The organism is Pseudomonas sp. 28 E 9 (genome assembly GCF_900004785.1).
Taxonomy (GTDB): domain Bacteria; phylum Pseudomonadota; class Gammaproteobacteria; order Pseudomonadales; family Pseudomonadaceae; genus Aquipseudomonas; species Aquipseudomonas orientalis_A.
Genome location: NZ_CVTK01000030.1, coordinates 79476 through 102634, shown reverse-complemented (window position 1 = coordinate 102634; position 23159 = coordinate 79476). Strand labels below are relative to the sequence as shown.

Annotated in this window: 25 protein-coding genes; 10 read left to right on the top strand and 15 right to left on the bottom strand. The window is 54.0% G+C overall.

Going from position 1 to position 23159, the window contains the following annotated elements; translation table 11 throughout:
• Nucleotides 1-25 precede the first annotated feature (25 nt).
• The 5 genes from BFQ00_RS06935 to BFQ00_RS06915 form a co-directional block, all read right to left on the bottom strand.
• Entirely contained in the window at nucleotides 26-238 is a 213-nt protein-coding gene (locus BFQ00_RS06935) for a tail protein X (protein ID WP_065932283.1), read from the bottom strand.
• Nucleotides 238-699: a head completion/stabilization protein gene (locus tag BFQ00_RS06930; RefSeq protein WP_065932282.1), complete on the bottom strand. Its 462-nt coding sequence runs from the start codon at nucleotides 697-699 to the stop codon at nucleotides 238-240. The genes BFQ00_RS06935 and BFQ00_RS06930 overlap by 1 nt, the downstream gene beginning before the upstream one ends.
• 104 nt (nucleotides 700-803) lie before the next feature.
• Nucleotides 804-1505 carry a phage terminase small subunit gene (locus BFQ00_RS06925; RefSeq protein ID WP_065932281.1) on the bottom strand — a complete coding sequence of 234 codons (702 nt, stop codon included), beginning with the start codon at nucleotides 1503-1505 and terminating at the stop codon, nucleotides 804-806.
• Nucleotides 1506-1509: 4 nt separating this feature from the next.
• A complete protein-coding gene (locus BFQ00_RS06920; protein ID WP_057704545.1) occupies nucleotides 1510-2532 on the bottom strand; it encodes a phage major capsid protein, P2 family in 1023 nt (340 codons plus the stop codon).
• A 40-nt stretch (nucleotides 2533-2572) separates the two neighbouring features.
• Nucleotides 2573-3403, bottom strand: coding sequence for a GPO family capsid scaffolding protein (locus BFQ00_RS06915; RefSeq protein WP_065932280.1), 831 nt, complete (start codon nucleotides 3401-3403; stop codon nucleotides 2573-2575).
• Nucleotides 3404-3558: 155 nt separating this feature from the next.
• On the opposite strand from BFQ00_RS06915, the gene BFQ00_RS06910 reads away from it, so the two are divergent.
• The 3 genes from BFQ00_RS06910 to BFQ00_RS06900 all read left to right on the top strand — a co-directional run bounded on the left by BFQ00_RS06910 (nucleotide 3559) and on the right by BFQ00_RS06900 (nucleotide 7318).
• A complete protein-coding gene (locus tag BFQ00_RS06910) occupies nucleotides 3559-5316 on the top strand; it encodes a terminase ATPase subunit family protein (RefSeq protein WP_065932279.1) in 1758 nt (585 codons plus the stop codon).
• Nucleotides 5316-6365: a phage portal protein gene (locus BFQ00_RS06905; protein WP_065932278.1), complete on the top strand. Its 1050-nt coding sequence runs from the start codon at nucleotides 5316-5318 to the stop codon at nucleotides 6363-6365. The genes BFQ00_RS06910 and BFQ00_RS06905 overlap by 1 nt, the downstream gene beginning before the upstream one ends.
• A gap of 158 nt (nucleotides 6366-6523) precedes the next feature.
• Nucleotides 6524-7318: a DNA adenine methylase gene (locus BFQ00_RS06900; protein ID WP_065932277.1), complete on the top strand. Its 795-nt coding sequence runs from the start codon at nucleotides 6524-6526 to the stop codon at nucleotides 7316-7318.
• Here BFQ00_RS06900 and BFQ00_RS06895 read toward each other — a convergent pair.
• Nucleotides 7315-7995 (bottom strand): SOS response-associated peptidase family protein, encoded by a 681-nt coding sequence (locus tag BFQ00_RS06895; RefSeq protein ID WP_065932276.1) that lies wholly within the window; start codon nucleotides 7993-7995, stop codon nucleotides 7315-7317. The two genes, BFQ00_RS06900 and BFQ00_RS06895, sit on opposite strands and share 4 nt — an antisense overlap.
• Nucleotides 7996-8077: 82 nt before the next feature.
• Between BFQ00_RS06895 and BFQ00_RS06890 the strand changes: the two genes are divergently transcribed.
• Nucleotides 8078-8287 carry a hypothetical protein gene (locus BFQ00_RS06890; protein ID WP_005786229.1) on the top strand — a complete coding sequence of 70 codons (210 nt, stop codon included), beginning with the start codon at nucleotides 8078-8080 and terminating at the stop codon, nucleotides 8285-8287.
• Here BFQ00_RS06890 and BFQ00_RS06885 read toward each other — a convergent pair.
• The 5 genes from BFQ00_RS06885 to BFQ00_RS06870 all read right to left on the bottom strand — a co-directional run bounded on the left by BFQ00_RS06885 (nucleotide 8266) and on the right by BFQ00_RS06870 (nucleotide 13548).
• Entirely contained in the window at nucleotides 8266-8991 is a 726-nt protein-coding gene (locus BFQ00_RS06885) for a hypothetical protein (RefSeq protein WP_065932275.1), read from the bottom strand. The two genes, BFQ00_RS06890 and BFQ00_RS06885, sit on opposite strands and share 22 nt — an antisense overlap.
• Nucleotides 8992-10663: 1672 nt before the next feature.
• Nucleotides 10664-11047 (bottom strand): hypothetical protein, encoded by a 384-nt coding sequence (locus BFQ00_RS28975; RefSeq protein ID WP_139114955.1) that lies wholly within the window; start codon nucleotides 11045-11047, stop codon nucleotides 10664-10666.
• Nucleotides 11044-11565 (bottom strand): hypothetical protein, encoded by a 522-nt coding sequence (locus BFQ00_RS06880; protein ID WP_065932274.1) that lies wholly within the window; start codon nucleotides 11563-11565, stop codon nucleotides 11044-11046. Before BFQ00_RS06880 ends, BFQ00_RS28975 begins: the two co-directional genes overlap by 4 nt.
• A gap of 20 nt (nucleotides 11566-11585) precedes the next feature.
• A complete protein-coding gene (locus BFQ00_RS06875) occupies nucleotides 11586-12326 on the bottom strand; it encodes a hypothetical protein (protein ID WP_065932273.1) in 741 nt (246 codons plus the stop codon).
• A 775-nt stretch (nucleotides 12327-13101) separates the two neighbouring features.
• Nucleotides 13102-13548 (bottom strand): thiol-disulfide oxidoreductase DCC family protein, encoded by a 447-nt coding sequence (locus tag BFQ00_RS06870; protein ID WP_065933028.1) that lies wholly within the window; start codon nucleotides 13546-13548, stop codon nucleotides 13102-13104.
• Between the two features lie 257 nt (nucleotides 13549-13805).
• On the opposite strand from BFQ00_RS06870, the gene BFQ00_RS06865 reads away from it, so the two are divergent.
• The 4 genes from BFQ00_RS06865 (at nucleotide 13806) to BFQ00_RS28970 (ending at nucleotide 16929) form a co-directional block, all read left to right on the top strand.
• Nucleotides 13806-15560: a multicopper oxidase family protein gene (locus BFQ00_RS06865; protein WP_083227309.1), complete on the top strand. Its 1755-nt coding sequence runs from the start codon at nucleotides 13806-13808 to the stop codon at nucleotides 15558-15560.
• Nucleotides 15561-15741: 181 nt separating this feature from the next.
• On the top strand, nucleotides 15742-16071 hold the full coding sequence (locus tag BFQ00_RS30355; RefSeq protein ID WP_207223914.1) for a BrnT family toxin: 330 nt from the start codon (nucleotides 15742-15744) through the stop codon (nucleotides 16069-16071).
• Nucleotides 16028-16207, top strand: coding sequence for a BrnA antitoxin family protein (locus BFQ00_RS29585; RefSeq protein ID WP_170827537.1), 180 nt, complete (start codon nucleotides 16028-16030; stop codon nucleotides 16205-16207). Before BFQ00_RS30355 ends, BFQ00_RS29585 begins: the two co-directional genes overlap by 44 nt.
• Nucleotides 16208-16338: 131 nt before the next feature.
• Nucleotides 16339-16929 carry an HNH endonuclease gene (locus tag BFQ00_RS28970; protein WP_130184070.1) on the top strand — a complete coding sequence of 197 codons (591 nt, stop codon included), beginning with the start codon at nucleotides 16339-16341 and terminating at the stop codon, nucleotides 16927-16929.
• A gap of 294 nt (nucleotides 16930-17223) precedes the next feature.
• Here the strand turns inward: BFQ00_RS28970 and BFQ00_RS06850 are convergent, their stop codons facing one another.
• The 3 genes from BFQ00_RS06850 to BFQ00_RS27735 are packed head-to-tail and all read right to left on the bottom strand — an operon-like array spanning nucleotide 17224 to nucleotide 20004.
• On the bottom strand, nucleotides 17224-17886 hold the full coding sequence (locus BFQ00_RS06850) for an MAE_28990/MAE_18760 family HEPN-like nuclease (protein ID WP_130184069.1): 663 nt from the start codon (nucleotides 17884-17886) through the stop codon (nucleotides 17224-17226).
• A gap of 8 nt (nucleotides 17887-17894) precedes the next feature.
• Nucleotides 17895-18944: a DUF262 domain-containing protein gene (locus BFQ00_RS06845; protein ID WP_065933024.1), complete on the bottom strand. Its 1050-nt coding sequence runs from the start codon at nucleotides 18942-18944 to the stop codon at nucleotides 17895-17897.
• Nucleotide 18945: 1 nt separating this feature from the next.
• Nucleotides 18946-20004 carry a DNA cytosine methyltransferase gene (locus BFQ00_RS27735; protein WP_139114973.1) on the bottom strand — a complete coding sequence of 353 codons (1059 nt, stop codon included), beginning with the start codon at nucleotides 20002-20004 and terminating at the stop codon, nucleotides 18946-18948.
• Between the two features lie 811 nt (nucleotides 20005-20815).
• On the opposite strand from BFQ00_RS27735, the gene BFQ00_RS06840 reads away from it, so the two are divergent.
• Both BFQ00_RS06840 and BFQ00_RS27730 read left to right on the top strand, forming a co-directional pair.
• Nucleotides 20816-21181, top strand: coding sequence for a DUF6124 family protein (locus BFQ00_RS06840; protein WP_065933023.1), 366 nt, complete (start codon nucleotides 20816-20818; stop codon nucleotides 21179-21181).
• A 145-nt stretch (nucleotides 21182-21326) separates the two neighbouring features.
• On the top strand, nucleotides 21327-21545 hold the full coding sequence (locus tag BFQ00_RS27730; protein WP_083227307.1) for a hypothetical protein: 219 nt from the start codon (nucleotides 21327-21329) through the stop codon (nucleotides 21543-21545).
• A 147-nt stretch (nucleotides 21546-21692) separates the two neighbouring features.
• On the opposite strand, the gene BFQ00_RS06835 is transcribed toward BFQ00_RS27730, so the two are convergent.
• Nucleotides 21693-22880, bottom strand: a complete 1188-nt coding sequence (locus BFQ00_RS06835) for an MFS transporter (RefSeq protein WP_065886371.1) — start codon at nucleotides 22878-22880, stop codon at nucleotides 21693-21695.
• Nucleotides 22881-23159 lie beyond the last annotated feature (279 nt).

Here is a 23159-nt window from a genome sequence, read left to right as displayed (position 1 = left end):
TGTGGGTTTCCTTGGTAGCAGTGGGTCAGTCCCATAGGTTCACCATCTGCCGTTGTGGCGCGCTGGTCTGGGCTTCGGGCATGTTGATAACGAGGCCTTGCGGCAGGACGGGACCGTAGTCGGCCAGGCCGGGGTTCGCCTGCAGCACCGCTTCGGTGACGCCTGCGGTTCGGCCGTAATACCGCCAGCACAGGGCGTCGACGGTGTCGTTTTGATTGGCGCGGACGGCGACGGCCATCAGATCAGCTCCACGGTGGTGCGGCTTTTCCTGAGAAAATCACGGATGGCCCAGCGCAGGTCGCGGCGGTAGTCGTCGATGGTGGGGGCGACCTCTTCGGCCTGTTTGTTGCCGGTGTTGGTGGCGCTGTAGTCGCGGTAGCGCTCGCATACTTCGGCACCAGTTGCTGCCTCGATTGCACGACGATAGAGGTGGGCCTGTACTGATACGTCTTTGATGCGATCACCTGGGACCTCTTCCAACGTGGTGTAACCGGCGGCTTGCTGAGCCGTTCGCCAGTCGCTTAACTCGCGGTTGAGGTTGATGGCGGCAGCGATCACGGCGGTTTCCAGACGAGCCGGGGTGACGCTGGAGTCGATGCGCAGGGTGGCGCGCAGGCTATCCAGATCAATCGACGGCCAGAACGGGTCGGTGTTGATGTGGCCGCTGGCGACGGTGCCACTGGCTACAAATGCGCTCATGAGACTGCACTCAAAAATAGGTCGCCGGTGGTCGGGGCTTCACGTTCAGGAGGAGCGGCCTGGCCGATCCGCCCCGAGCCGGCGGGGTGCGTGGGGACGCTCGGTCAGCTGCCAGTGGCAGCGTGTTTTTTCAGGAGGCGTTCGGCGCCGTCCAAATCTTTTTTGCCGCCGCATCCGTCGTGCAACTCGATGGCGCGCTTGAGCAAATCAACGCCCGCCTGGATCTGCCCCGGTTGACCGGGTTCCTCGGCGGTGATGCCATTCAGGGTGGCGCGGCCGGTCGCCAGGAACAGCTTGGCGCGGGCTTGGTCGGGCATGTCCTCGTCTTCGGTCAGCTCTACCGTGCGGTGCAGGATCGCCAAGTCGAAAGAACCATTGGCCTTTTGAGCTTTTAGTGCTGCAGTGGCGATTTCTTCCGCCACCAGGCAACCGGTAGTGCGTTCGAAACGGTCCGGCATGATCAGCTTGTGCTTGAGCACGTAGTCGGCAATGTCCAGGGCGCCTCTGTAGTCCTCGACATCGATGCGCCAGATCATGACGGTAGTCATCACGTCGTCCTGGGCGCCGTTGCCAGCGTGGAGCACACCCTCTACATACGGGATGTACTCAGGCAGCAGTTGCAGTTTGAGTGCGGCCTTGCCTTCGTTGGACTGGATGGCCTTCAAGCGCAAGCGGTCCTGCAGCAGCTGATTCAGTTGGTGCTCGTAGGCGGTGGCACCGGCCATGGATTGCTGTGGTGCCGTTTTAGCTGCCTCCATGGCCGCGCGTGCGCGGCGCTGGTGGGCTTGAGCGATGCTGAGTGCCATGGGGTTAACCCTCGCTGCCGGCTTCTTCGACTGGGGTGATGTTTTCCAGCAGGCAACCAAGGCCGTATTCCTCGACCACATAGGCCTCGTTCGACGATTCGAAGTTGCTGACGCGGTTCCACTCCGGCTCCTCTTTGAGGTAGCGGCGGCGCCCACCGATCTGCCAGTACACCGACAGGTTGGCGAAGGTGGTGATGAGGATGGCGCCTTCCGGCATATACGGCACTTCGTACAGGGGCAGGCCACCGACGCGGCGTTGCGAGATGATCAGATCGCTCGCCAGGGTGTTGGTCGCGTCCTGGTCCTTATTGACCAAGGCCAAGAACTTGTCGTGGACCAGCTCGCGACCAGTCAGCACTACCAGGCCGGGGTTACGGCGATACCAGGGGTCAAGCAGCTGGATGGCGTCGTAGACCAGGGCGTCGATGTTCTTAAAATCACCGGTTTTGCCGATAGTGATCTTGCCGGCGACAGCACCTTCTTTCAGCACTCGGTCAGGCGCGTGAGTGCGGTACTGCTGGAGCCAACCGATGTTGACGTCTTCCAGCAATGGGTGCGCGGTGCGGTCGGTTTGTTCGGCGGCCGAAGTGCCGTAGAAACCGATTTGGATACGGTCGAGCGCCTGACGTTGGGCAATTGCGCTGGCAAGACGAGTTTGGAAGTCAGGGAACTTCGCCCAGGCGTCGAGCTGCTTGTAACTGACGTAGGTGTCAAAGTCGGTCTGCTCAGCCCGGTATTTGTCGCTGGACAGGGTGCCAATGCTGCTGGGCTCACGCTTCTTGACCTTGGTGTTGGTGCGGCTGGCAACGGTGCCGCCGACGCCTAAACCGACCTTCTCGCCTTCCTGTTCGTCGACGCCGATGACGTTGACTTTGGTCAGGAACTCGCTCGATTCCTGAATCTTGGTTTCCAGGCGCTGCTGGATAGTCGGGTCCACGCTGAACGTGGCGGTGGCCGATTCGACGCCGTTGATCTGTGCCACTTGGGCGAGGTAGCCGGTGAAGAGTTTTCGAGTGTCGTTACGCATGGGTGTCTCCGATAGGGGGCTGGGCGGTTGAGGCCGCAGGTCAGAATTCAGCCAGGGCTTGTTTGCCGCCGCCGGTTACCGGTGGGCGCTGGGCTTGGGAGTGGTCTTGTGTGTTGCCGAGGATCGTTTTCAGCTCGACCAGGTCTCTGCTGAGCTGCTCGACCTTGGTGTTCAGTTCACCGGAGAATTTTTTCTCGGCGGCAATTTGATCCGGCAGGTCTTTGACGTGGTCGGCGATCGCTTCGACGGCTTGGCCGATCTGGGCGAACTCTGCATCGTCCTTCGCCTGTTTGCCGCCCAGCAGCGCCTGGACCTTGCTGAAAAGCTGGGCGCTGAGGCTGGGCTTGTCTTCGACTTCCTCAAACCGCAGTTCCGTTTCAACGGCCTCGGTGAACATCGACGTCGCCGAGTAGTGGCGGTCTTTGAATGGGCTGGATTCTGGTTTCTGCGCCGAGAAGGACAGCACGTCGGTGCCCAGACTGGCCGGGGAATCGGTCACAGCCAGGCCGACGATGTACGCCTCGCCCGTATCCGAGAAGCTGTCGTCGATTTCGATGGAGGTGTAAATCTTCTGCTTGGCCTTATTCATAGCGATCAGGTCGGGCGTCGGCTCGACCTGTGCAAACAAGGCCAGCTTCTTTTGACCGTTGATTTCAACTTCTTCGGTCTTGACCGCGAGCACGTCGCCGTAGGCTTTGAACGGGCTGTCTGGCAGCAAACTGCGGAAGTGCTCCAGCCAGATCCGGGCGCCGTAGGTGGATGGGTTGAAGTTTTTCGCCGCTTGTTCCAGCCAACTGCGTTTGATGGTGCGCTTGTCCGAGGTAGCGCCCTCGACGGCGACACGGAACCAATTACTGCGAAATTTCTTCATGCCTGGAATCCTCAATGCGTTGGGCGCTAAGTGCGTTGCAATGAGGGGCATGGTCGTGACGCGCGCGAGTTGCGGCAACGGGACGAGATTGTAGAGGGCGGATCTACAAGGGGCGGCGCTACTGAGTCGCAGGCCAGAGCGGCAGCATCGCGGCCATGACTACGACCGAACTGCTCCCCATCGATCCCAGACGCCAATCCAAGTTCCTCTATTGGATGGGTTGGCGTATCTGCGAGATTGCCGAGGCTACGGGCGAAAAGGAAAAAACGCTACACAGCTGGAAGGCCCGTGACGAGTGGGACCGGGCCGACAACGTTGAGCGGATTGGGGGCGCACTGGAAGCGCGCCTGGTGCAATTGATCCTCAAGGAAGGCAAGAGCGGCGGTGACTTCAAGGAAATTGACCTGCTGCACCGCCAGCTTGAGCGCCAGGCGCGCATTCAGCGTTTTCAGGGCGGCGGTACCGAAACCGAACTCAACCCCAACCTTGCCAAGCGCAACGAAGGGCCGAAGAAAAAGACGCCGAAAAACGACATCAGCGAAGACCAGATCGAGCTGCTGCGCGAAGCGTTCATCGATGGGTGTTTCGACTACCAAAAAGATTGGTACCGGGCGGGAAACCAGCGCACTCGCGTCATCCTCAAAAGCCGGCAGATCGGCGCCACTTACTACTTTGCCCGCGAGGCGTTCATTGACGCGCTGGAGACGGGCCGCAATCAGATCTTCTTATCGGCGTCGAAGAACCAGGCGTACCTGTTTCGCGGGTACATCCAGGCGTTCGCCCGCGAGGTCATTGGTGTCGAGCTGACCGGCGATCCCATTGTTTTGCCCAATGGCGCCGAGCTGTTTTTTCTCGGTACCAATGCGCGCACCGCCCAGGGCTATCACGGCAATTTCTACTTCGACGAATTCTTCTGGACGTTCAAATTCGAAGAGCTGAACAAAGTCGCGTCGGGTATGGCGATGCACAAGAAGTGGCGCAAAACCTACTTCTCGACGCCGTCGACCATGGCTCATGAGGCGTACACGTTCTGGACGGGGGAGCGCTTCAACAAGGGCAAGCCGGCGGCGCAGCACACCAAGGTCGATGTTTCCCATGGCGCGCTCCAGCAAGGGCGATTCTGCGAAGACCGGTTGTGGCGCCAGATCGTCACCATTCTCGACGCGGAGCAGGGCGGTTGCGACCTGTTCGATATTGAGGAGCTGCGCCGCGAGTACAGCCCCGATGCGTTCGCCAACCTGCTGATGTGCGAGTTCGTTGACGACGGTGCGAGCATTTTCCCGCTGACGGTGCTGCAGCCGTGCATGGTCGACAGCTGGGTCGAGTGGGCCGAGGACTACAAGCCCTTTGCCATGCGCCCATTTGGTGATCGCCAGGTTTGGGTGGGCTATGACCCTGCGGAAACCGGCGACTGCTCCGGCCTGGTGGTGGTCGCGCCGCCGCTGGTACCGGGCGGCAAGTTCCGGGTGCTGGAACGTCACCAGTTCCGGGGCATGGACTTCGCGGCCCAGGCCAGCGTAATCAAAGCTGTCTGCGACCGTTACTGGGTGACGTACATCGGGATCGACGTCACCGGGTTGGGCAGCGGCGTGGCGCAGCTGGTGCGCCAGTTCTTCCCCAACGTCACCACCTTCAGCTACTCGCCCGAGGTCAAGACCCGACTGGTGCTGAAGGCTTACGACGTGATTCACCGGGGCCGGCTGGAGTTCGATGCCGGCTGGACCGATATGGCGCAGTCGCTGATGGCGATCCGCAAAACCATCACCGCAGGCGGTCGCCAATTCACCTACACCGCCGGCCGCAACGACAACACCGGCCACGCCGACCTGGCATGGGCGCTCTTTCACGCATTGCACAACGAACCGCTGGAGGGGCAGACCTCTGCCAATACCGGGCGGATGGAGATTTTTTGATGTCGAACCGCCGCAGAAATAACAAGCAATTGGCTCAGGCACCCGGCGTGGTAACACAAGAGTTTATCCCGCGCAGTGACAGCAAGATGGAGGCGTTCAGCTTCGGCGACCCGTCACCCGTACTGAGCGGTCGGGAGGTGTTCGATTATCTGGAGTGCTGGTTTAACGGGCGCTGGTACGAGCCGCCGCTGTCGCTGGACGGTCTGGCACGTTCTGTGGGTTCCAGCGTGCACCTTCACTCGGGGCTGATGTTCAAGCGCAATTTGCTGAGCAAAACCTTCATTCCTCACCGGCTGCTGTCGCGGGCAGCGTTCGAACAGTTCGCCCTGGACTTTCTTTGCCTGGGTAACGGCTATCTGGAAGGGCGACGCTCGATGCTCGGCCCGGTGCGCGAGCTGGTACCGCCGCTGGCGAAGTACATGCGCTCGGGCAAGGACGGCCGGCAGTTCATGGTGCAAGGCTGGAAGGAAGAGCACGAATTTGAACCGGGCACCGTTTTTCATCTGCGGGAGGCGGATCTGCACCAGGAGGTGTACGGCCTGCCCGAATGGATCAGCGCCTTGCAATCAGCCTTACTGAACGAGTCAGCCACGCTGTTTCGTCGCAAGTATTACGAGAACGGCAGCCATGCCGGTTTCATTCTTTATATGACCGACGCCGCGCAGAACGAAGCGGACGTCGACTCCCTACGCAAGGCGCTGAAGGACTCCAAGGGGCCTGGCAACTTCCGCAACCTTTTTGTGTATTCGCCCAACGGCAAAAAAGACGGGCTGCAGATCATCCCTGTCAGCGAAGTGACAGCCAAGGATGAATTCAACTCGATCAAAAATCAGACTCGCGACGACGTGCTGGCCAGCTTGCGTATTCCACCGCAACTGATGGGCATCGTGCCGCAAAACGCGGGTGGGTTTGGATCGATCAGGGAAGCAGCGCAGATCTACGCGGCCAATGAACTGGAGCCGATTCAGGCGCGTATGGCGCAGGTGAATGAATGGCTTGGGGAGGAGGTCGTGCGCTTCAAACCTTATGAAATTCCCGTAGGGGCATAAAAACCCCCTGCGCAGTAAACGAGGCGACGAGCTGGTGCGCTAACACCCGCTCGACGCTGAATCACTCGAACACGCCGAGTGCTCCAACCAAGGCCTCGCCCCACTGCGCAGGGGGTGCGAAGCCTAAGCGAATCCAATTTCCAAAACAAGGATCACTTATGAGCACACCTATTATCCCGTGGATGGGCGGCAAGCGCCGCCTGGCAGATCGTCTGATTCCACTCTTTCCACCCCACGAGTGCTATGTCGAGGTCTTTGCTGGCGGCGCCGCGCTTTACTTCATGCGTCCACAGGCTGCGCCGGTTGAAGTTCTCAACGACATTAACGGCGACCTGGTGACGCTGTACCGTGTCGTGCAGAACCACCTGGAAGAGTTCGTACGCCAGTTCAAGTGGGCGCTCAGCTCAAGGCAGGTGTTCGAATGGCAGAAGATGACCCGGCCGGAAACCCTTACCGATATTCAGCGCGCAGCTCGGTTTTTCTACCTGCAGCACCACGCTTTTGCCGGCAAGGTCAGTGGGCAAACCTTTGGTACCGCAACGACGGGGCCAGCCATCAACCTGCTGAGGATCGAGGAGAACCTGTCTGCAGCTTGGCAGCGCTTGTCCGGTACCTACGTGGAGAATCTCGGGTGGCTTGAATGCGCCGAGCGCTATGACCGGCCACATACCTTCCATTACATGGACCCACCGTATTGGCAGACCGCCGGCTACGGCGTGGACTTCCCCTTCGAAAACTATGAACGGATGGCCGAGTTCATGCGGCGTTGCAAGGGCAAGGTGATGGTGAGCATCAACGATCACCCCGATATCAGGCGGGTGTTTGATGGATTCCACTTCGAAACGGTGGATATTCGATACAGCACGGCCAATCAACGCCAGGCGAAGGCCGAAGTTAGCGGCGAGCTGGTGATCATGAACTGGGAGCCCAACGCCCTCGGCGGACTTTTCTAACTCAAGGGCTGGATCAAACCGGCCTGTTTGTTCTTCACGTTGCCCACAGCGACGTCAACCTTGAACCATTCAAAGGACTCGGACGGCTCGCCCTGGTGCAACACCATCTGTTCGGCACGCTCCTTGGGCGTTGCCGGGTCCAGCCATTCACGGGCCAGGTCCGGGGTCAACACCACGGGCCTTCTGTCGTGAATGTCCACCATGCCGCCGGCACTGTCGGCGGTGATAATCACGAACCCGTCATGCTCGCCTGGCCCCTCATCGGAGTCAGGTAGCTGGCCGATAGATGCACATAGCACCGGCGCGCCGTCCCGTCTACGGATCAGGTAGGGCTGTTTTTTTGGCCCGCCTTCGTCGACCCATTCAAACCAGTTATCTATGGGCGCGATTGCGCGATTCGGCCAGATCGAGCGGAAGAACGGCCCATGAGCGACCTTCTCAACTCGGGCATTGATTGGCGCGGCTCTGTCCTTTGCCCAGTGCGGTCGCCAGCCCCAGCGCACTGGATCGGCGTGCAGCAGATCGCCCTGCAAGTGCAGTAGTGCAACCTGGGTCGTAGGAGCGACGTTATAGCGGTCAAGCGGCATATCCCCTACGGAATTAACCAGCGCGTTAGGCATGCTCAACGCCGCAACGAAGTCGTGGATGCCGCTGTACTGCGAGAGCCTTCCGCACATATTTTTTCCGCCCGTCGGTCCTGGTGAACAGCCGTACCCCGGCCGGTCTCTATCCAATAGACACCTGGGCGGGAGATTCGTCATGACAACCGATATACAGCAGGTTAACGAGATGGAAGCGTGGTTTGCGCTTCTCACTGATGCGGAGTTTGAAGCTGGGTCGCCAGAGTACCGGTATGAAACGCGCCTGGCCTTGGCTGACAGCATGCTTGAGCGCAAGGTGATCGATTGCGGGGAATGGCGGGAGCTGGTCGACGAGGCGGTTTCGGCTTACGCGGATGACGTTGGCTGACCGCCGGATTTAGGGACAAAGCCCTGACCTGAACATTTCAGGCAGTCTTCCCGCAGCCCGAAGTGGTCCAGACAAGCGGTGCACTTGGTGAATTGGGCGCATTGCAGTAGGGGCCTGGCCTTGCGGTAACTTTCAAAATCATGCTCCTCCAAGGCGACCTGGGCGCAATCTACCAGCGCCCGATAGGTGTCCGCGTCGCAGATGATTGGATAAACCTTCCCATTGATAATTTGAGCAGTCTGCACCAAGTCGTACAGCTCACCGGATGGTGCGATCAGCAGCAGCCCCTCTAAAGCCCAGGCTTTATTGCTGTTGCGGAATTCCAGGCGACGGTCACGGTTGGTGGCAACCAGCTTTCCATCAAACCCAGACGCACCTGGGTCAGTTACTGAATAGTACGTGTTGGACATTATCCGCCCAATGCACTCCGATCCGGCTCTGCGCACTACATCGTAGTGTCCACCAAACATGTATTCTTCAGCGTCGGTAGCCAGTTCTTCGACGGCATGCCAATAGGCCGCGTCAGCCAACTCGTCCATTTCCATCTTTTCCATTTGATCAATCACCCCTGCCTCCAGCATGTCGCGGGTTACCCACCGGCACATAGATCTGTGAGCCTCGGGGTTATTCATCCGGCTAAGACCGTCGTCAAGCATCAGACGCCAATTGGCGAGCCAAGCCGTTTTGAGTTCTAAGGGGGTCATGCGATTGACTGCTTATTAATACTGTATGCGCATACAGTAATCGACGTTTGCAACGTACGCGATTTGAGGCGACGAGCTGTAGGCACTGAGGCGGACTGGGGGGAAAAAAGTGAGCGGGGGGAGGATGAAAGTTTGCGCTTCTATGACGTGAAAAAACCCATTCCAACATAGCATTTTGGTGACGGCACGGCAATCGAAAGCAGGGCTTCAACCAGTAAATACGGGGCCTTGACCCGTTGGCCGGCGTGTCGTGGCTCGGCGGCGTCAGGGCACGTCACCGGCCGGATGCGCACGCCCACGGTGCGGGGGTGTGGCGTGCCACAAGTCTGCGGGGGAGTGACGTGCTACACGCGGTCGTTAGGATGGTCTGCACCTGGCGCGCGCCGTCGTCCCCCCACCTCGCCTGCGGGCTAAATGGGTCGTTTTTTCCGCATACCTGCGTACCACTCGCGGCGGCGTAGGCTGGGCGCTTGCTTGGCGTTTCAGAGGGGGCAGAAACCTGCGGAACCCTGCGAAGGTGCGTGTTTTGGCAATGCTTATATGCACGCACACAAAGCTGAATTCAGTAGGTGCCTCGGGAAAAAGGTTAGTTTTTTTTGGGGGGGGGGGTTGTGACTTGGAAGGCCCGTGTTTGTTGGGCTCGAGACCTAACTTCGGTGGGTTAGGTTGGGTTAGGTTAAAGGTTAGTAATTCGTAACTTTTTGTTTTTAAAGGAATTAATATATTTAATATTTAACAGTAATAAAGGTTACGAAATAACCAGATCTAACCAAAAAGCTAACCTTGCCACCCCTTCGAAAACCCGTAATAAACAAGGCCTCCATGAAATCCAGCAAAAAACTAACCTTCCTAACCTCTTTCCCATGGGTCAACATGAAAACGCGAGATGTGCCTTGGGCGAGGCGCTTTTGAAGCTGCTTACTACATTGCGCTGCGCTCACAACTTTTACGTCTACATGCACACGCTTTCACCTACACGGCGTCGAATGGTTGCCATTGGCATTGTTTGTTGGGCTTGAAGCGACATTCACTAACGAAAAGCGCTATAGCGCTACCCAGCGCAGGGGGGCATGACGTTATCGCACAAAGCGTATCCAGGGCGGCGCGCAGGTCGTATAGCGGGAAATGCTCACCGCGCTTGCCGATCAGAAAATGGCGAGCTTATCGGAGTCGAATCTGATTCGACTCAGAACCAAAGCCATCGCACATGTCTCAGATAATTGAACACCCGCGGTGGACTTAAGCAACACAGGAAACCGTTGCCCAGCGGCGCGAGCGATCCTTGGCATAACTCTGGGGGAATGCGGAAATTACCTGGAGGTAGGAGGCAGCTATGGGCAGGTCTTTGAAAAAAATATGCCCGATAAGGCCCATCAGTGCTTGGTAAACGCTTCTAGAGCCTGCTACGCGGAGTCTGAGTTCGGAAGCGTCCACCGAAAAGAGGTCCAAATCTTGATGTTTACTTATTATGCGTGAATATTGCCAATTAATTTAGGCGTGGTCAGCAACAAGCATTCAATCATATTTCTTGTGTTCCTCTTGAGCGAATTGTGGGTACTCAATATAATTGAGGCTATTCATAATTCGGAACACATACCTATCGAGAGAATCTTTCCTGTGGTTGACGCCGTCTTCTAAGAAACTTGTCGCCTTCTGATATAATGGCAAAAATTCAAACAGAATCTTTCGCCTGTAAAACTTCCCTGATGCCTATGTCGACACGTGCGTAAGAATGACCGCGAGTTTTAATAAAGCTTGCTTTGTGACTGCCAGAGCCTTTCTTTACCTCGGGCTTGGGAAGTGCTCTTTCGCAATGTCCTGCTATCGATTCACCTTTGATCTCATCTCCGATATTGACCAAAGAGTTTTTATCTATAGGCAACATTCCTTCCTCAAGCGGCTTGAGAATTGTCACTCTACCAAATATGCTCAGCTTGAACGGATATACAATGCGATTTAGCAAAGCATTCTTTAAGGGGAGAAGTTGATGGTACTTTCGGCATTGAACTTCTATAGATATACCTTCCACAGAAGAACCTATGATCACAGACTTCATTCTTCCTTACCCTCACTCCATAAGCGCATAGCCAAGGAGTCTGCCGCAACGTTCAGTATAGCGCCTTCGATAGCTTCCTCTCCGCAGCCAAACATATTAGCATAATCCATTACAGTATATTCGATACCAGTCAGATTATGTACTCGTTCAATACAGTCTGCTAAATCGCCGGAAGAATAATCAACCTGCGTCTCCGCAAACTCTACCGCGACGCGTTCAAATTCCTCTTCATCAATCTGTTCCATAAGTAGTGCCGCGTAGCTAGAGTTGTAGTCAATGACTTTATGCTGCCAGTTAACGACGCCTTTCAAAACGCTGATGTCTCTAGCTGTATTTAATGCATACTGCGAGAATTTTTGTATTAGTGAGTCTGTTTCAATAATTGAAACTGATGCAAAATTGGACGTCGTGGAACCTTTCACTCTAGCTACAAAGTCGAAGGCGGAATGATCACTTATCGTTGGGTTTACTGTAGTTCTAGTAAGGTCACTCACGTCGAACAATTTAAAATCTTCCATTGTCTTATCCTTAATGAATGTTAGAGTTTAACGTGGTCTTCAAGTCGGGTTGATATGAACTCGTCCAGTGAGCGCATAACTAACTCAACCTCAGTAATGTAAGATTCGTGCGAGCCAAATCGCGGTTTGTTGTTGATGTCAACTTTAAATGAGAATCCAGTTTCTTGCACTTCCAGTTTGCTGAAGTCGATATTTTGAACGTCAACGTGGGTCTTATTAAAGACCCCCCTCCGCATTTCATAAACATCTACTTCGAGGTTTAGATAAAGTTTCTGCTCTGTTTCGAACCCAACTTTAAAGCTGGAGCTTGCCAGGGTGCCATATGCAGGGGTACGCAAAAATTTATCATATATTTTTTTGCTGAGCTCGGTTCTCGGCTCCGTGCGTGGCAAATTAAACGTCACCACTAACCCTAATTCTCCTGTTACCTCTCCAAACTCATAAACTTTTTTTGCTACTTTTAAAACATTTTCTCTAATTACGTCGGTCTGCGTTTTTAGCGGTTTGTCGGCATTCTGAAAACCTAAAACCAGTTGGGCAGAATTTTTACTAATCAGAAATTGTTTGTGAGCGCTTTGAAAAATCAATCTAGGAGCGGATGCATCTAGTTCATCAGGAATATTAGTCTGTTGAGACTGCGACCCAAAGAGCGAGCCAAAAATATTCTCTGCATCTTCTTGCCGGTATCTGACCCGGTCATTGTGCGATGTTGAGGATATAAATATGGCTTGAGATATATAAGCCTTTGTCAGATCAGCCATAACAAACCTTTATAAGAACGAAATATTAGTAGGCCAGGATGTCAAAGCCACAGCCTCAGCAGCTTGGCCCATCCACCTCATTCAACAGATCATTGTACACGACCGCTTCCGCGTCAAACCTAAAATTCCTCACACCCGCGCGGGAAAGGGTGTGCATGTGCCTCATCGGCCAACCCTTCGCATGCTACAGCTGATCCATCATCTGAGTCTTGATGCCAATGCGTAAGGACTTTAGGTTGCCATGTCCTCCCCTTGAAAGGGAATTCTCGCTTGCGGTGCTCTCTGCTTTGCAGACCTACTCTATGGCACCTGTAGTTCGCCGATGTCGAGCGAAGCGGTGAGAATTTTCTCTGATCGCCTCCGACGACTGAGACCGAGACTCGGAGATAAATGGCGGATTGTGGGGGCCAGTGAACCCCCCTAGGGACTTGATGTATCTGACAGGTTCCCGAAGGGCAGTTGCCGCCTGTCTTAAGGGGAGGGCGCGACTGAGTTGAATTAAGGATGGTACAAAAGTGGTACGCAGCGTGTAGATCGGCTCTGTAGAGTAAGGAGTACGTGGCCTACAGGTTTAACTGTTCCAATCCATCATGGGGCGACGGAGAAGCGGCGGGAGAGTGGGGCGGTTTGTAAGGACATGGGAATCTGAGTCAGCGAGGCGAATGGCGCGCAGTTTATCAGGGATGCATCTTGGGTGTTGGGGAGGCGTCATTCGCGACTTTTATTATTTTAGCCGTTTGAAAAGCGCAGGCAAATTATAGAAAACTGGACCTCTTTATCGCTGCGCTTTCAAAAACCGCCCATCGTGATCCGCCACTGGAAGGCGAGCTGAGTCGTACTTCCCAAACAACCTATAACGATTTATCGCGATTTTGTCGTACATCCAATCTCGCAGTGCTGTTGGGATGATTCGCGCAGCCGTTAACCAGCGCCACTGAGCACTCAGGCGCGCCAGAATCTCGAACATCGCCTCGGAACGCACGGACACTCTGCCATTGGAAATGAGCACAATGGTGTTGAATTGGTCCTGCGGCAGCCCCGCCCACTTTAATAGTGTTTGACCTTCCGGTGATTGAACCGCTGCGAGCTGAATTCGATGAGCATGGTCATGGTGAATAATGAACCGTGCCCACCCGTTGCAAAGCTTGCAGGTGCCGTCGAAAAGCACAGCTGTGTCGTCCGGTAGTAGGAGAGGGGCAGGGGATTCGGGTTGGATGGTCATTGGTCTAGCAGTACCTCGAAGATAAAGCATTGCTGGAGGATGTCATTTTGCCATCGCCTTTATAACTTAATGATCTTTAAAATCTCATTGCCTCTGCAACTGTTCAACTAATCTGGTTCAGGGTTGGCAGGATATGACAGGGAACGTTGCCGGGGCACCCCCGTGTCGTTGGCGTTCGCTCTACCTCATAAAGTTGTTCAATTCTCATAATGAAATGAAGCAGGCCCGCACCGGGCATCCTCAATGACGAGGTGAATATGAACGGACTTTTAAGAAATAACGCCCTGGCAACATTGGCATGCGTAGCGCTCCTGTCCATGTCTGGCATTGCACCGGCACAATCCGGTTCCATAGCGTCCAAGGATGCGGCAATCGCGGCTATACCGGGTGGATGTCCAAGGTTTGCCGAAGGCGCGCAAGTGGTGACGCCTCCCGCGCTATACAGTCAGAACGGTGCGCTCGCGGTGAGCTTCTCCTACCAGCAGAGTGTTGATGCGCAGGGGCGTACGCTTTACTGCTTTATGACGCCCAATGGCTTGCAAAATCCTACGTTGCACGTACTGCCCGGTGACAAGCTGACAGTGGTGGTTACCAACAATACGCCTCAAGGCGTTAACCCGATGACGCTCAATCCGCCTAACTGCGGCGCGAAATTCATGAACAGCACATCGGTGAACCTGCACTATCACGGAACCAATACCGCTCCGACGTGCGGCGGGGATGAGGTGATCAAGACCATCATCAATTCCGGTGAAACCTTTACCTACACGCTGGATTTTCCCACCGACGAACCGCCGGGGATGTACTGGTATCACCCTCACGTGCACGGGATTTCCGAGCCGGTGGTTATGGGCGGGGCGACCGGCGCACTGATTGTGGATGGGATCGAGCGTTTTTTTCCGGGAATCGGAGCACTACCGCAACAGATCCTGGTACTGCGTGATCAGCGCCAGCTCAACGACCTCAAAGAGGGTGAGGGGAACTGTGGGGTCGCCGTGCCGTTCCACGACGTCACGGTGAATAATGTGCCGGTCAATTCATACGCAGATAAAAACGGGGTTTCTTTTATCCCTGCCGTACTGCCGGTCTCGGCCGAGCAGGCGCAATTTTGGCGAGTCGCCAATATTTCTGCCGATTCAATACTTGATCTGAGCCTTGTCTACGACAATGTCCCACAGACGCTGAACCTGATCGCCATCGATGGCGTTCCAATCAACTCGCAAGATGGTACTGGCGCAGCCGGTCAGAGCATTGCGGTTAACCATTTCCGTTTGCCGCCCGCGTCGCGCGTTGAGTTTGTGGCAGTTATGCCCGCGGCCACTGTGCAACAAGCCAGGCTGATGACCGCTAACATCAATACGGGCGCCGATGGCGATTGCAATCCGACTCGTCCGTTGATCACGCTTAACACCGTACCCAGCGTTGAGGCAAAAGTCGCCAGCGTGCCTGCGCGGCAGATTTCCGACGCGGCGGGACGCCGCTTCGCTGGGCTGGCGCAAGCCGCTATCGCGGCGCAGCGCAATTTGTATTTTTCCGAAAACGCCGACCAGAGCGAGTTCTACATGACGGTTGACGGTCAGGCGCCCCATGTTTTCAACCCGGACGAGCCGCCGAGCATTACCACCACGCAGGGTTCGGTCGAACAATGGTCCGTGGAGAACCGCAGCACCGAAAACCACGTGTTCCACATCCATCAAATTCATTTTTATGTGCAAGGGCAGAATAACTTCGGCAAAGAGCCGCAGGCGCCGGGGATTGTGGGGCAATACCTGGACACTATCGAGGTGCCGGCCTGGTCTGGGAAAAAGCAGGATCCGTATCCGAGCGTGTCGCTGTTAATGGATTTTCGTGGCGAGGTGGTGGGGGACTTTGTCTTTCACTGCCATCTGCTGGGGCACGAGGATCTGGGGATGATGAGCATCATTCGGGTGAATCCTGCGTCGGGGAAAGTGGCGCAGGTGGGCGGGGCATTGTTGCAGGGAGTGGGAGGTGCGCATCATATGGCGCATTGATGGGTTTAAAGGGGTTAGGCGTAAGCTTGGTTAGGCTTTCGACGCGCACATTGGGTTGAAGATTTAATTTTGGCTATGATAATCGCATGCAGATTACCTATGGCCCCGCCAAAGACACTCGCAACGTTGAAGAACGTGGACTCCTGTTTGCGTTGGCGCGGGACTTGAATGGTCTACGGCCTTGATCTTGGAAGATGATCGATTCGACTGCGGCGCGTGTCGTTATAGAGCGATGGGATACATAGGTGATCGGCTACATGTCGTAGTGTTCACCCCACGGGGGGACGCGGTTCACGTCATCAGCTTTCGTAAAACCAACAAACGGGAGGTCAAAAATTATGACCAAAAACTCCGTCCTGAGAAGGTCGATACAGCGAACTCGGAATGGTCGGCTGAAGACTTTGCTAAGGCCCAAGCCAGCCAGCGAGGTGCCTGTGGGGTTGTTCGGCAAAGCTCAGGCGAAGGAAATGCTCAAACCCAAGCGTGGGCGGCCAAAGTCGATAGCCACTAAAGAGCACGTTAATGTTCGTTTTGATGCTGACGTGCTGGAGCGATTCAGGGCTTCCGGGCCGGGCTGGCAAATGCGAATGAATGCTGCTTTGGCTGACTGGCTTAAGACGCACACGTCAGATGAACTGAAGGCCTAAGGTAATAAGCCGCTGATGAGGCTGCTTTTTTGCTATTTTTTTGGTGTTGTTCAATAGGAATATCGTGAGTTGGAGCTACGCGGTACGAGGTTGGCCGGCGCAATCAATCTACGATGATCAAGGAGCGAGTTGTGAGTAGTTCGGGAGTTCCTGTTATCGATAAAGAACAGTTGATCAGGCTTAGAGATAGGCTCTATAGAGCAATTGATAACAACCGCTCAGACAGGTGGTGTCTTACACTTTGGAGTCGGTTTATCAGAGCTAGAGATGCTCATCAGTGTGTCGTCTGTAATTCTGACGATCGGGTCCAAGCGCATCATGTTTTTAGAAGGACATTGCTTTCGCAGGCGCGATATGAACTAGGCAACGGAATTACGCTGTGTTACGAGTGCCACAAGGTTGCACACGAAGGATTTAACGGCCGGCCGGATATGACGCTGCCGATAGGTGCTCAAGGGGGAGACGACCAAGACGAAATCGCCTTCTACTATCGAAAGCTGCTTGAGTCCTCAGAAGCTTTAGATTTAGAGCACGGTGAGTTTTTTACGTTGAGCGATGAAATGCTTAGATTTTTCGTCCGAGTCCAGGGCTACGAATACCTCCATAAGGCAGTCTTTGCGAATCAAATTACTGGGTTGGTGATGGCCTATGAAATTTGGGTTCGTAGTCCAGAGCAGATGACTTTAGCCATTTTAACGGCAAACCTTCCGGGATATTTTTGACCTCAAGTCTGTTCCATTCTCTATCCACTGCTGTCACTGCCCTCTCTTTGCCGGTCCCTTTTTCGCGGTAGTACGCGATGATCCCAGTGAGCTCCCCCAAATATTAAATGGGTCTATCACTTTTTTCTTTCTTTCGGTTAATGTTTTCCAAATTTGTAGCAAATGAAATTGAGGCTATCCAGACACGCATGCAACAGCTAAACCAGTGAGTTGAGAAAGAAATAATTAAGTTTAAAGGATGTAAGATAATATGTAGGGTGTGAAAAATAAGTAATAAACTCTACTGCCAGAGCTTTATACGGCGAGTGCATATTTTTCATTTTTTAAATAATCTGTTACGTTGTTGACGTATTCTTCTAAAAACGAAAGAACTTTGATCATAGCCTCCTTTAGCTCAGAAGGAGTAGAGTCTTTTCCAACCTCAGAAAATGACTTGTTCCCATGGGCCAACCAGTTTCTGTTATCTTTTACCTTTTTTAGGTCGCGACCATCAGCGATGGTATCAATTCCGTATTTCCTGCATACGGATCTGATACCTTCGGCATCTAAGTTTCCAGACACACCAGCTATAAAGTCTTGGAATGCGGGGCTGGTTTCTGTCCGGCAAAGACAGTAGACCTCATAAACCTTTCTAATCAGAGTATCTCTAGGGGTCGCTGAAATTGACTCTTGGTGAGCGTGCCACCAAATTTCTTGTAGTTTCTCATTGAGATCTAAGAAGGATAGGCCATCATCAGTTATCTTATTGTAAATACTTCTTATGCCCTCGCGGACAGTTGCTTCAACTATGTTGTAAAGAACTAAGTAGAACGACGCTTTTAAAGTGGTTGACTCAAGTGGTGTTATTTTTTGTGTCTCATTGTCATCATTGCTTATGAGCACGTTATCGCCGCTGATGAATGATACGAGCTTAAGGTAGGACTCGATTTCTAATTTTCGTTTGCTGTATTCTTCCATGAAGTGCTTCATTGTACGTCACAGCTCAGTAAGAAATTTTTAACAAAGTCTATTCGGGCGCGAAGCCTCGGTCCTGAGTTGCTTCCGTGTGAAGTTGTAAGTTTTTGAAATTCTTTATCTTCGGTTAATTTTTCGCCGTTAATATATTTAAGCGTTGGGTTTGCCATGAGCGCGAGGTTTGAGCCGATAGCTAGTGCTTCGAAGCGAACCCGAGGAGTCGATGTTGCAGAGCGTGTTTTGGCAAAGCCTCCTTCGAATGAATTTTCTACATATGTCAGCATGCGCTTAAAATTATCCCATAAAACATCTTCATTGTAGTCGCGTTTATTCATTTCAATCAGGTAGTCATTTAGAAAACCTTTCACGCTATGTTTGAATTCTTGGTATTTTTCACTGTATGCAAAATATCTTACGACGAGTTCTTCCCTTTCTCTGCGTGATTTGGAGTTTTCAGACATAGGGCATAGTCTATTGAAGTCATCGTCAGTTGCACATCGCTCTAAGAAGGTCGAAAACTTTCCTGAGTAAGCGCCGCGTCGAATTTCGGACGCTTTCAATTCCTGGCTGCCTGTGTTTATTCTTTCGAACATGTCTAGCCGTACGCTTAGACTTACGGAGGACGGAAGTACTACCATTCTCATGGGGCGGTCTAGAAACTTATTTTGTTGAGCAGCGGGTAAATCCTTAAAGCTGTAGCCCTCTAATAAGTCAAGGCGCTCTAAATTTTTTAGACGATGATCATTGTCGCAAAATTGCTTTAGTGTCTGGATTCTCTGGGCTCCATCAAGTATTTCTACCGTGCCATCTTCGCACTGGACTCCAAACATGAACGGGATGGGAAGTCCCATAAGCACCGACTCAATGAATTTAGACTTTTTCTGATCGGGCCAAGTAAAGTTTCGTTGATATGAGGGAACGAATAGCTTTTTTTCATTGAATCTTTTTACGATAACTTCTACGACATATTCCTTTGTGTCGTAAGCAATCGTCGACTGAAAACTTGAGATTTGGTCGTCGACCATTTCTAAGCTTATTACTGTGGAGTCAAATAGGTCCATTTTATCGTCCCAAAGCGCTTAATATAAAACGTTTAGATAGCGCAGGAGGTACTGCGTTTCCTATCATTTTTTGCAGGCTACTTCTTAAGGTTATACCAGAGTAATCTAGCCAGTCAGGTAGGCCCTGAATTCTTGCAGCCTCATGCGGAGTAATGACTCTCTGCTTCAATGGATGAAGATATCTTCCTTGTCCCATTGAGCCGAAGCCGCTCGTAATGGTTTGAGCAACGCTATCCCAGCTTAGTCGGCCGTACATGGATTTGTAAGAGTGCACTCCTTGATGGCATGGAGGTCGAAGCGAGTTAGGTAAGTCATAACTGTTTGTATCGAAGAGGTATTTAGCTCTATCGATGTTTGCTTTTGTCATCTTGGATGGTGTGTTAAATATGCCGGTTTCTGGTGTGTCCACTATGTCATAGAGTACATCTGAAAGTGTATTTTTTTCATCTGTATATATACCGCTTATGACGCGGTCTAAGTTCTTGTTAAGGCTTCCAAATATTACATGGCGCTTCCTGCTTTGCGGAATGCCGAGGCGCATAAAGTCAATAATTACTTCTCGGGTAGAGTAACCGAACCCTTCCAGCAGGCGCATAGACTGTTTTACGATGCTTTCTTGCGCATGGACTACTGCAGGGACATTCTCAATTAAAAAATATTGTGGTTTGATGATCTGAATAAATCTAATAGTTTTGAGGTATAGGTAGTTTCTAGGGTCGTTTCTACGGCTATGATTGTTTAAATTTGAATGACCCTGGCAAGGTGGTCCGGCAAATAAAAAGTCAATATTCCTGTTATTGGTTGCTAGTTTTTTTTCAAGCTTCGTAGGTTCGTTAGTGAAGTTGTCACTGAGTACATCTGAGATATCACCCGTATGAAAGCTTTCGATATTTTGAGAGAAGTTCTTTATGTAAAAAGAGGAGGCGTCTTTGTCGATATCGCATGCGAAGTTGATCTTTATAGCACTATTGATTTCTTGAGTTGCTTCGATAGCCCCAATGGTCAAACCGCCCATGCCACAGAATAAATCAGCGATGTTGATAGTGCTTCTTACTTTCAAGAAAAATACTCACTTCATTCAAAATAGGGGGGGTATCGCACAGGATGACTTACAGAGTAATTTTTCCATATTGGGCTCTCATACATCCCTCCTACCCCACGCGGGTTAGACTCGTCCTCTAACCACTGTCCTTCACCGAAGATCCCTCAGGCTTCACCTGTGATTCAAGCGTGAAAGCTGAGTGATGTGTAGCTTAGAGGAGGCAAAAGGATACCAATTTACTTTGCATGGAACCCAAATTTATTCCATCTGAATAGCGACCTTTTGGCGTTGTTCGGCAGTTGTAAGGTAAGGGCTTGAGATTGTGATTGTCTATGAAGGCACTGCGGTTTCTGAGCTTGACCTTACGCACCGAAAATGGGCAATGACCGGAGGGGCGTGCTTCACGCTTAGCGGGCGCCGTCGTCCCCCACCTAGCCTGCAGGCTAAACGGGTCGCTTTATCTGCGTCCCTGCGCAACTACCCTCGGCGGCTCAGGCTGGGCGCTTGCTTGGCGTTTTGGAGGGGCAGAAGCCTGGGAAGCCTCCTACACTTTTCTCAGCTTGCCCCTCAGACCACCCCTAGCTAACCTCCTCAAGCCGCTGCCAATCCAGCGGCCGGATGTGGAAGTCCGACCAAGCTGAAGGCGCTCAATCGCCCATAAACACCTACCGGCGTTTTTTTACGTCTGTATGATTGCTTATGGCGGCTGTGCGCGGGGCACTTCGGTGCGCCGGGTCCTTTAGCCCTGGTCTTCCACGCCTGCGTACAGCTGCCACCCCTCATGTGGAAGTGAGATAGGCAGTTCCTTAAACGCTAAAGGAGCTTCGCCATGTACAAGTTCACACCTAATCCGCCTAATGCTTCAAACGCTGCATCCTCTGACCCCAAGCTCCAAGCCGCAGCCCAGAGAGCAATCCATCATCACTTGCCTCCATCCGACGACGCTGCACCCGCCGACCACCCAAGCAAAAACCTATTTCTCGTAAACCCAACCCTCGACCCCGAAACCCTCCTGGCCAACGCCGCCGAAAACCTTGCATCCGCCAACGAAATGGCCGCCACCCTGGCGTTCGACCTCGACGACTCCCAACGTGCCATCGCCCTGGGCATTCAGCAGTTGATCGAGTTGAGTTCGCTGCTCGTTGACCGAGCCCAGGAGCAAGTTGCGCCTGTTAGCAAACCAGTCAAAGCCTGACAACCAACCCCGCCGCCTTACCAAAGGCGGCAACCTGAACCCATCCTGTCCTCCAGCAAAGTTTCATAATTCCTTGCTCCTTTGAGGTCTACGATTCCCCGCAAGAGAGGACCCCAGCGCCTCCAGCCCATAGGGAACTGAAACCATGATCTCGAACCTCGTCAAAGTTGTGATGATCACCGGCACGTTGATGTTGAGTGCTTGTTCATCTTCACCAGCTGTGAGCAGTGACCCGTGCTTTTCAGGTGGATGCCAGGCATTCGGCGACCACAGCCCCAACAAAGCCGCCAAGATGAATTTCGGTGGCAGCGGGCTGGGGAGTAGTTATGGGGAGTATGGGTCGGGGTTGTTGCGTGATGATTGATGTCGCGCTGGGCCGTTGTGCAGCCCGCTTGAGTGATGACGTGTAGGAGCGAGCTTGCTCGCGAAAAACTTGAGGGCGCGGTGTTGAATCAGGATGCCCGCGTTATCGTTGGCGATTTTCGCGAGCAAGCTCGCTCCTACAGAAAACCTAGTTGCCGCCTTTCATGCGCCGGGCGATCAGGTAGAGGCCCAGGCCGACCAGGGCTGTCGCGGCGCCGATGTAGCCGGTGCTGGTCCAGCCCAGGCCTGCCGTAATCGCCATCCCGCCGAACCACGGCCCCAGCGCATTCGCCAGGTTGAACGCCGCATGGTTGGACGCCGCCGCCAGGCTCGGGGCTTCGTGGGCGATGTCCATCAGGCGGATCTGCAACGGCGCCGCCAATGCGACCATGGTCCCAACCAACCCCATGCTCAGCAGTACGCCCCACAGCGACGAGGCGGCGAAGGGGAAGAACAGCAGCACGGCTATCGACCACACCAATATCAAGCCCACGGCCCGAAATTGCAGGCGATCAAACAGCTTGCCCCCGGCAATGTTGCCGATGATGCCGCCCACGCCAAATGCTGCCAGGCCAAACGGAATCCACTGCGGCGACACTTTGGTCACTTCCAGCATGGTCGGCGCCAGGTAGCTGAATACGCAGAACATCCCGGCAAAGCCGATCGCGCCGATGGACAGGGCCATCCAGACTTGAGGTTTGGTGAAGGCGCGCAGTTCCTTGCGCGGGTCGCTGCGTTCTTCGTCGTGGCGGTGGGGCACGAATTGCCAGACCAGGGCGATGGTGAGCAGGGCGATCACGCTGACCAGGGCGAACGCCGAGCGCCAGCCCAGGTGTTGGCCGAGGAAGGTGGCGATGGGGTTGCCCAGCAGCATGGCCAGGGTCAGGCCCATCATTACCCGGGCCACGGCGCCGGCGCGTTTGTCGGTGGGCACCATGCTGGAGGCGACCACGGCGGCGATGCCGAAGTAGGCGCCGTGGGGCAGGCCGCTGATAAAGCGGAAGGCCACCAGCGAGCCGAAGGTGGGGGTGAAGGCGGTGGCGAAGTTGCCCAGGGCGTAGAGGCCCATCAGCAACAGCAGCATGTGTTTGCGCAGCAGCTTGGCGCCGAGGATGGCCAGCAGCGGGGCGCCGACCATCACGCCGAGGGCGTAGGCGCTGATGGCGTGGCCGACTTGCGGTTCGCTCAAGCCCAGGTTCTGGGCGATGTCGGGCATCAGGCCCATGATGGCGAATTCGCCGGTGCCGATGGCGAACGCGCCCACGGCCATCGCGGCTTCCATTTTGGCGGCGCTGCGCGCGGGCAGCAGGTGCCCGGGTGTTTGCTGGATAGACATGGATCGCTCTGTTTGGATGAGGTGCACGAAAGGCAATCGCCGATGCTACGCAGGCGACTGTGAAGGTGTCTAGAACAGCCTCGAGCGCGAGAGTTCCGGGCCTGTGACCCCAGGTCGCGGCTGGCAGTCTTGACACTGGCGCAATAAAAGCCGCGATTTAGCGGTGTCAATCGGCTAAACGGCGCATAAACGCTGTTTGGCGTGATATTCTGCGCGCCGTCTTGAGCTAGGCTTTCCTTGGTGCGTACACCCGTATACGTCCCAGCGGTTGGCTCTCGC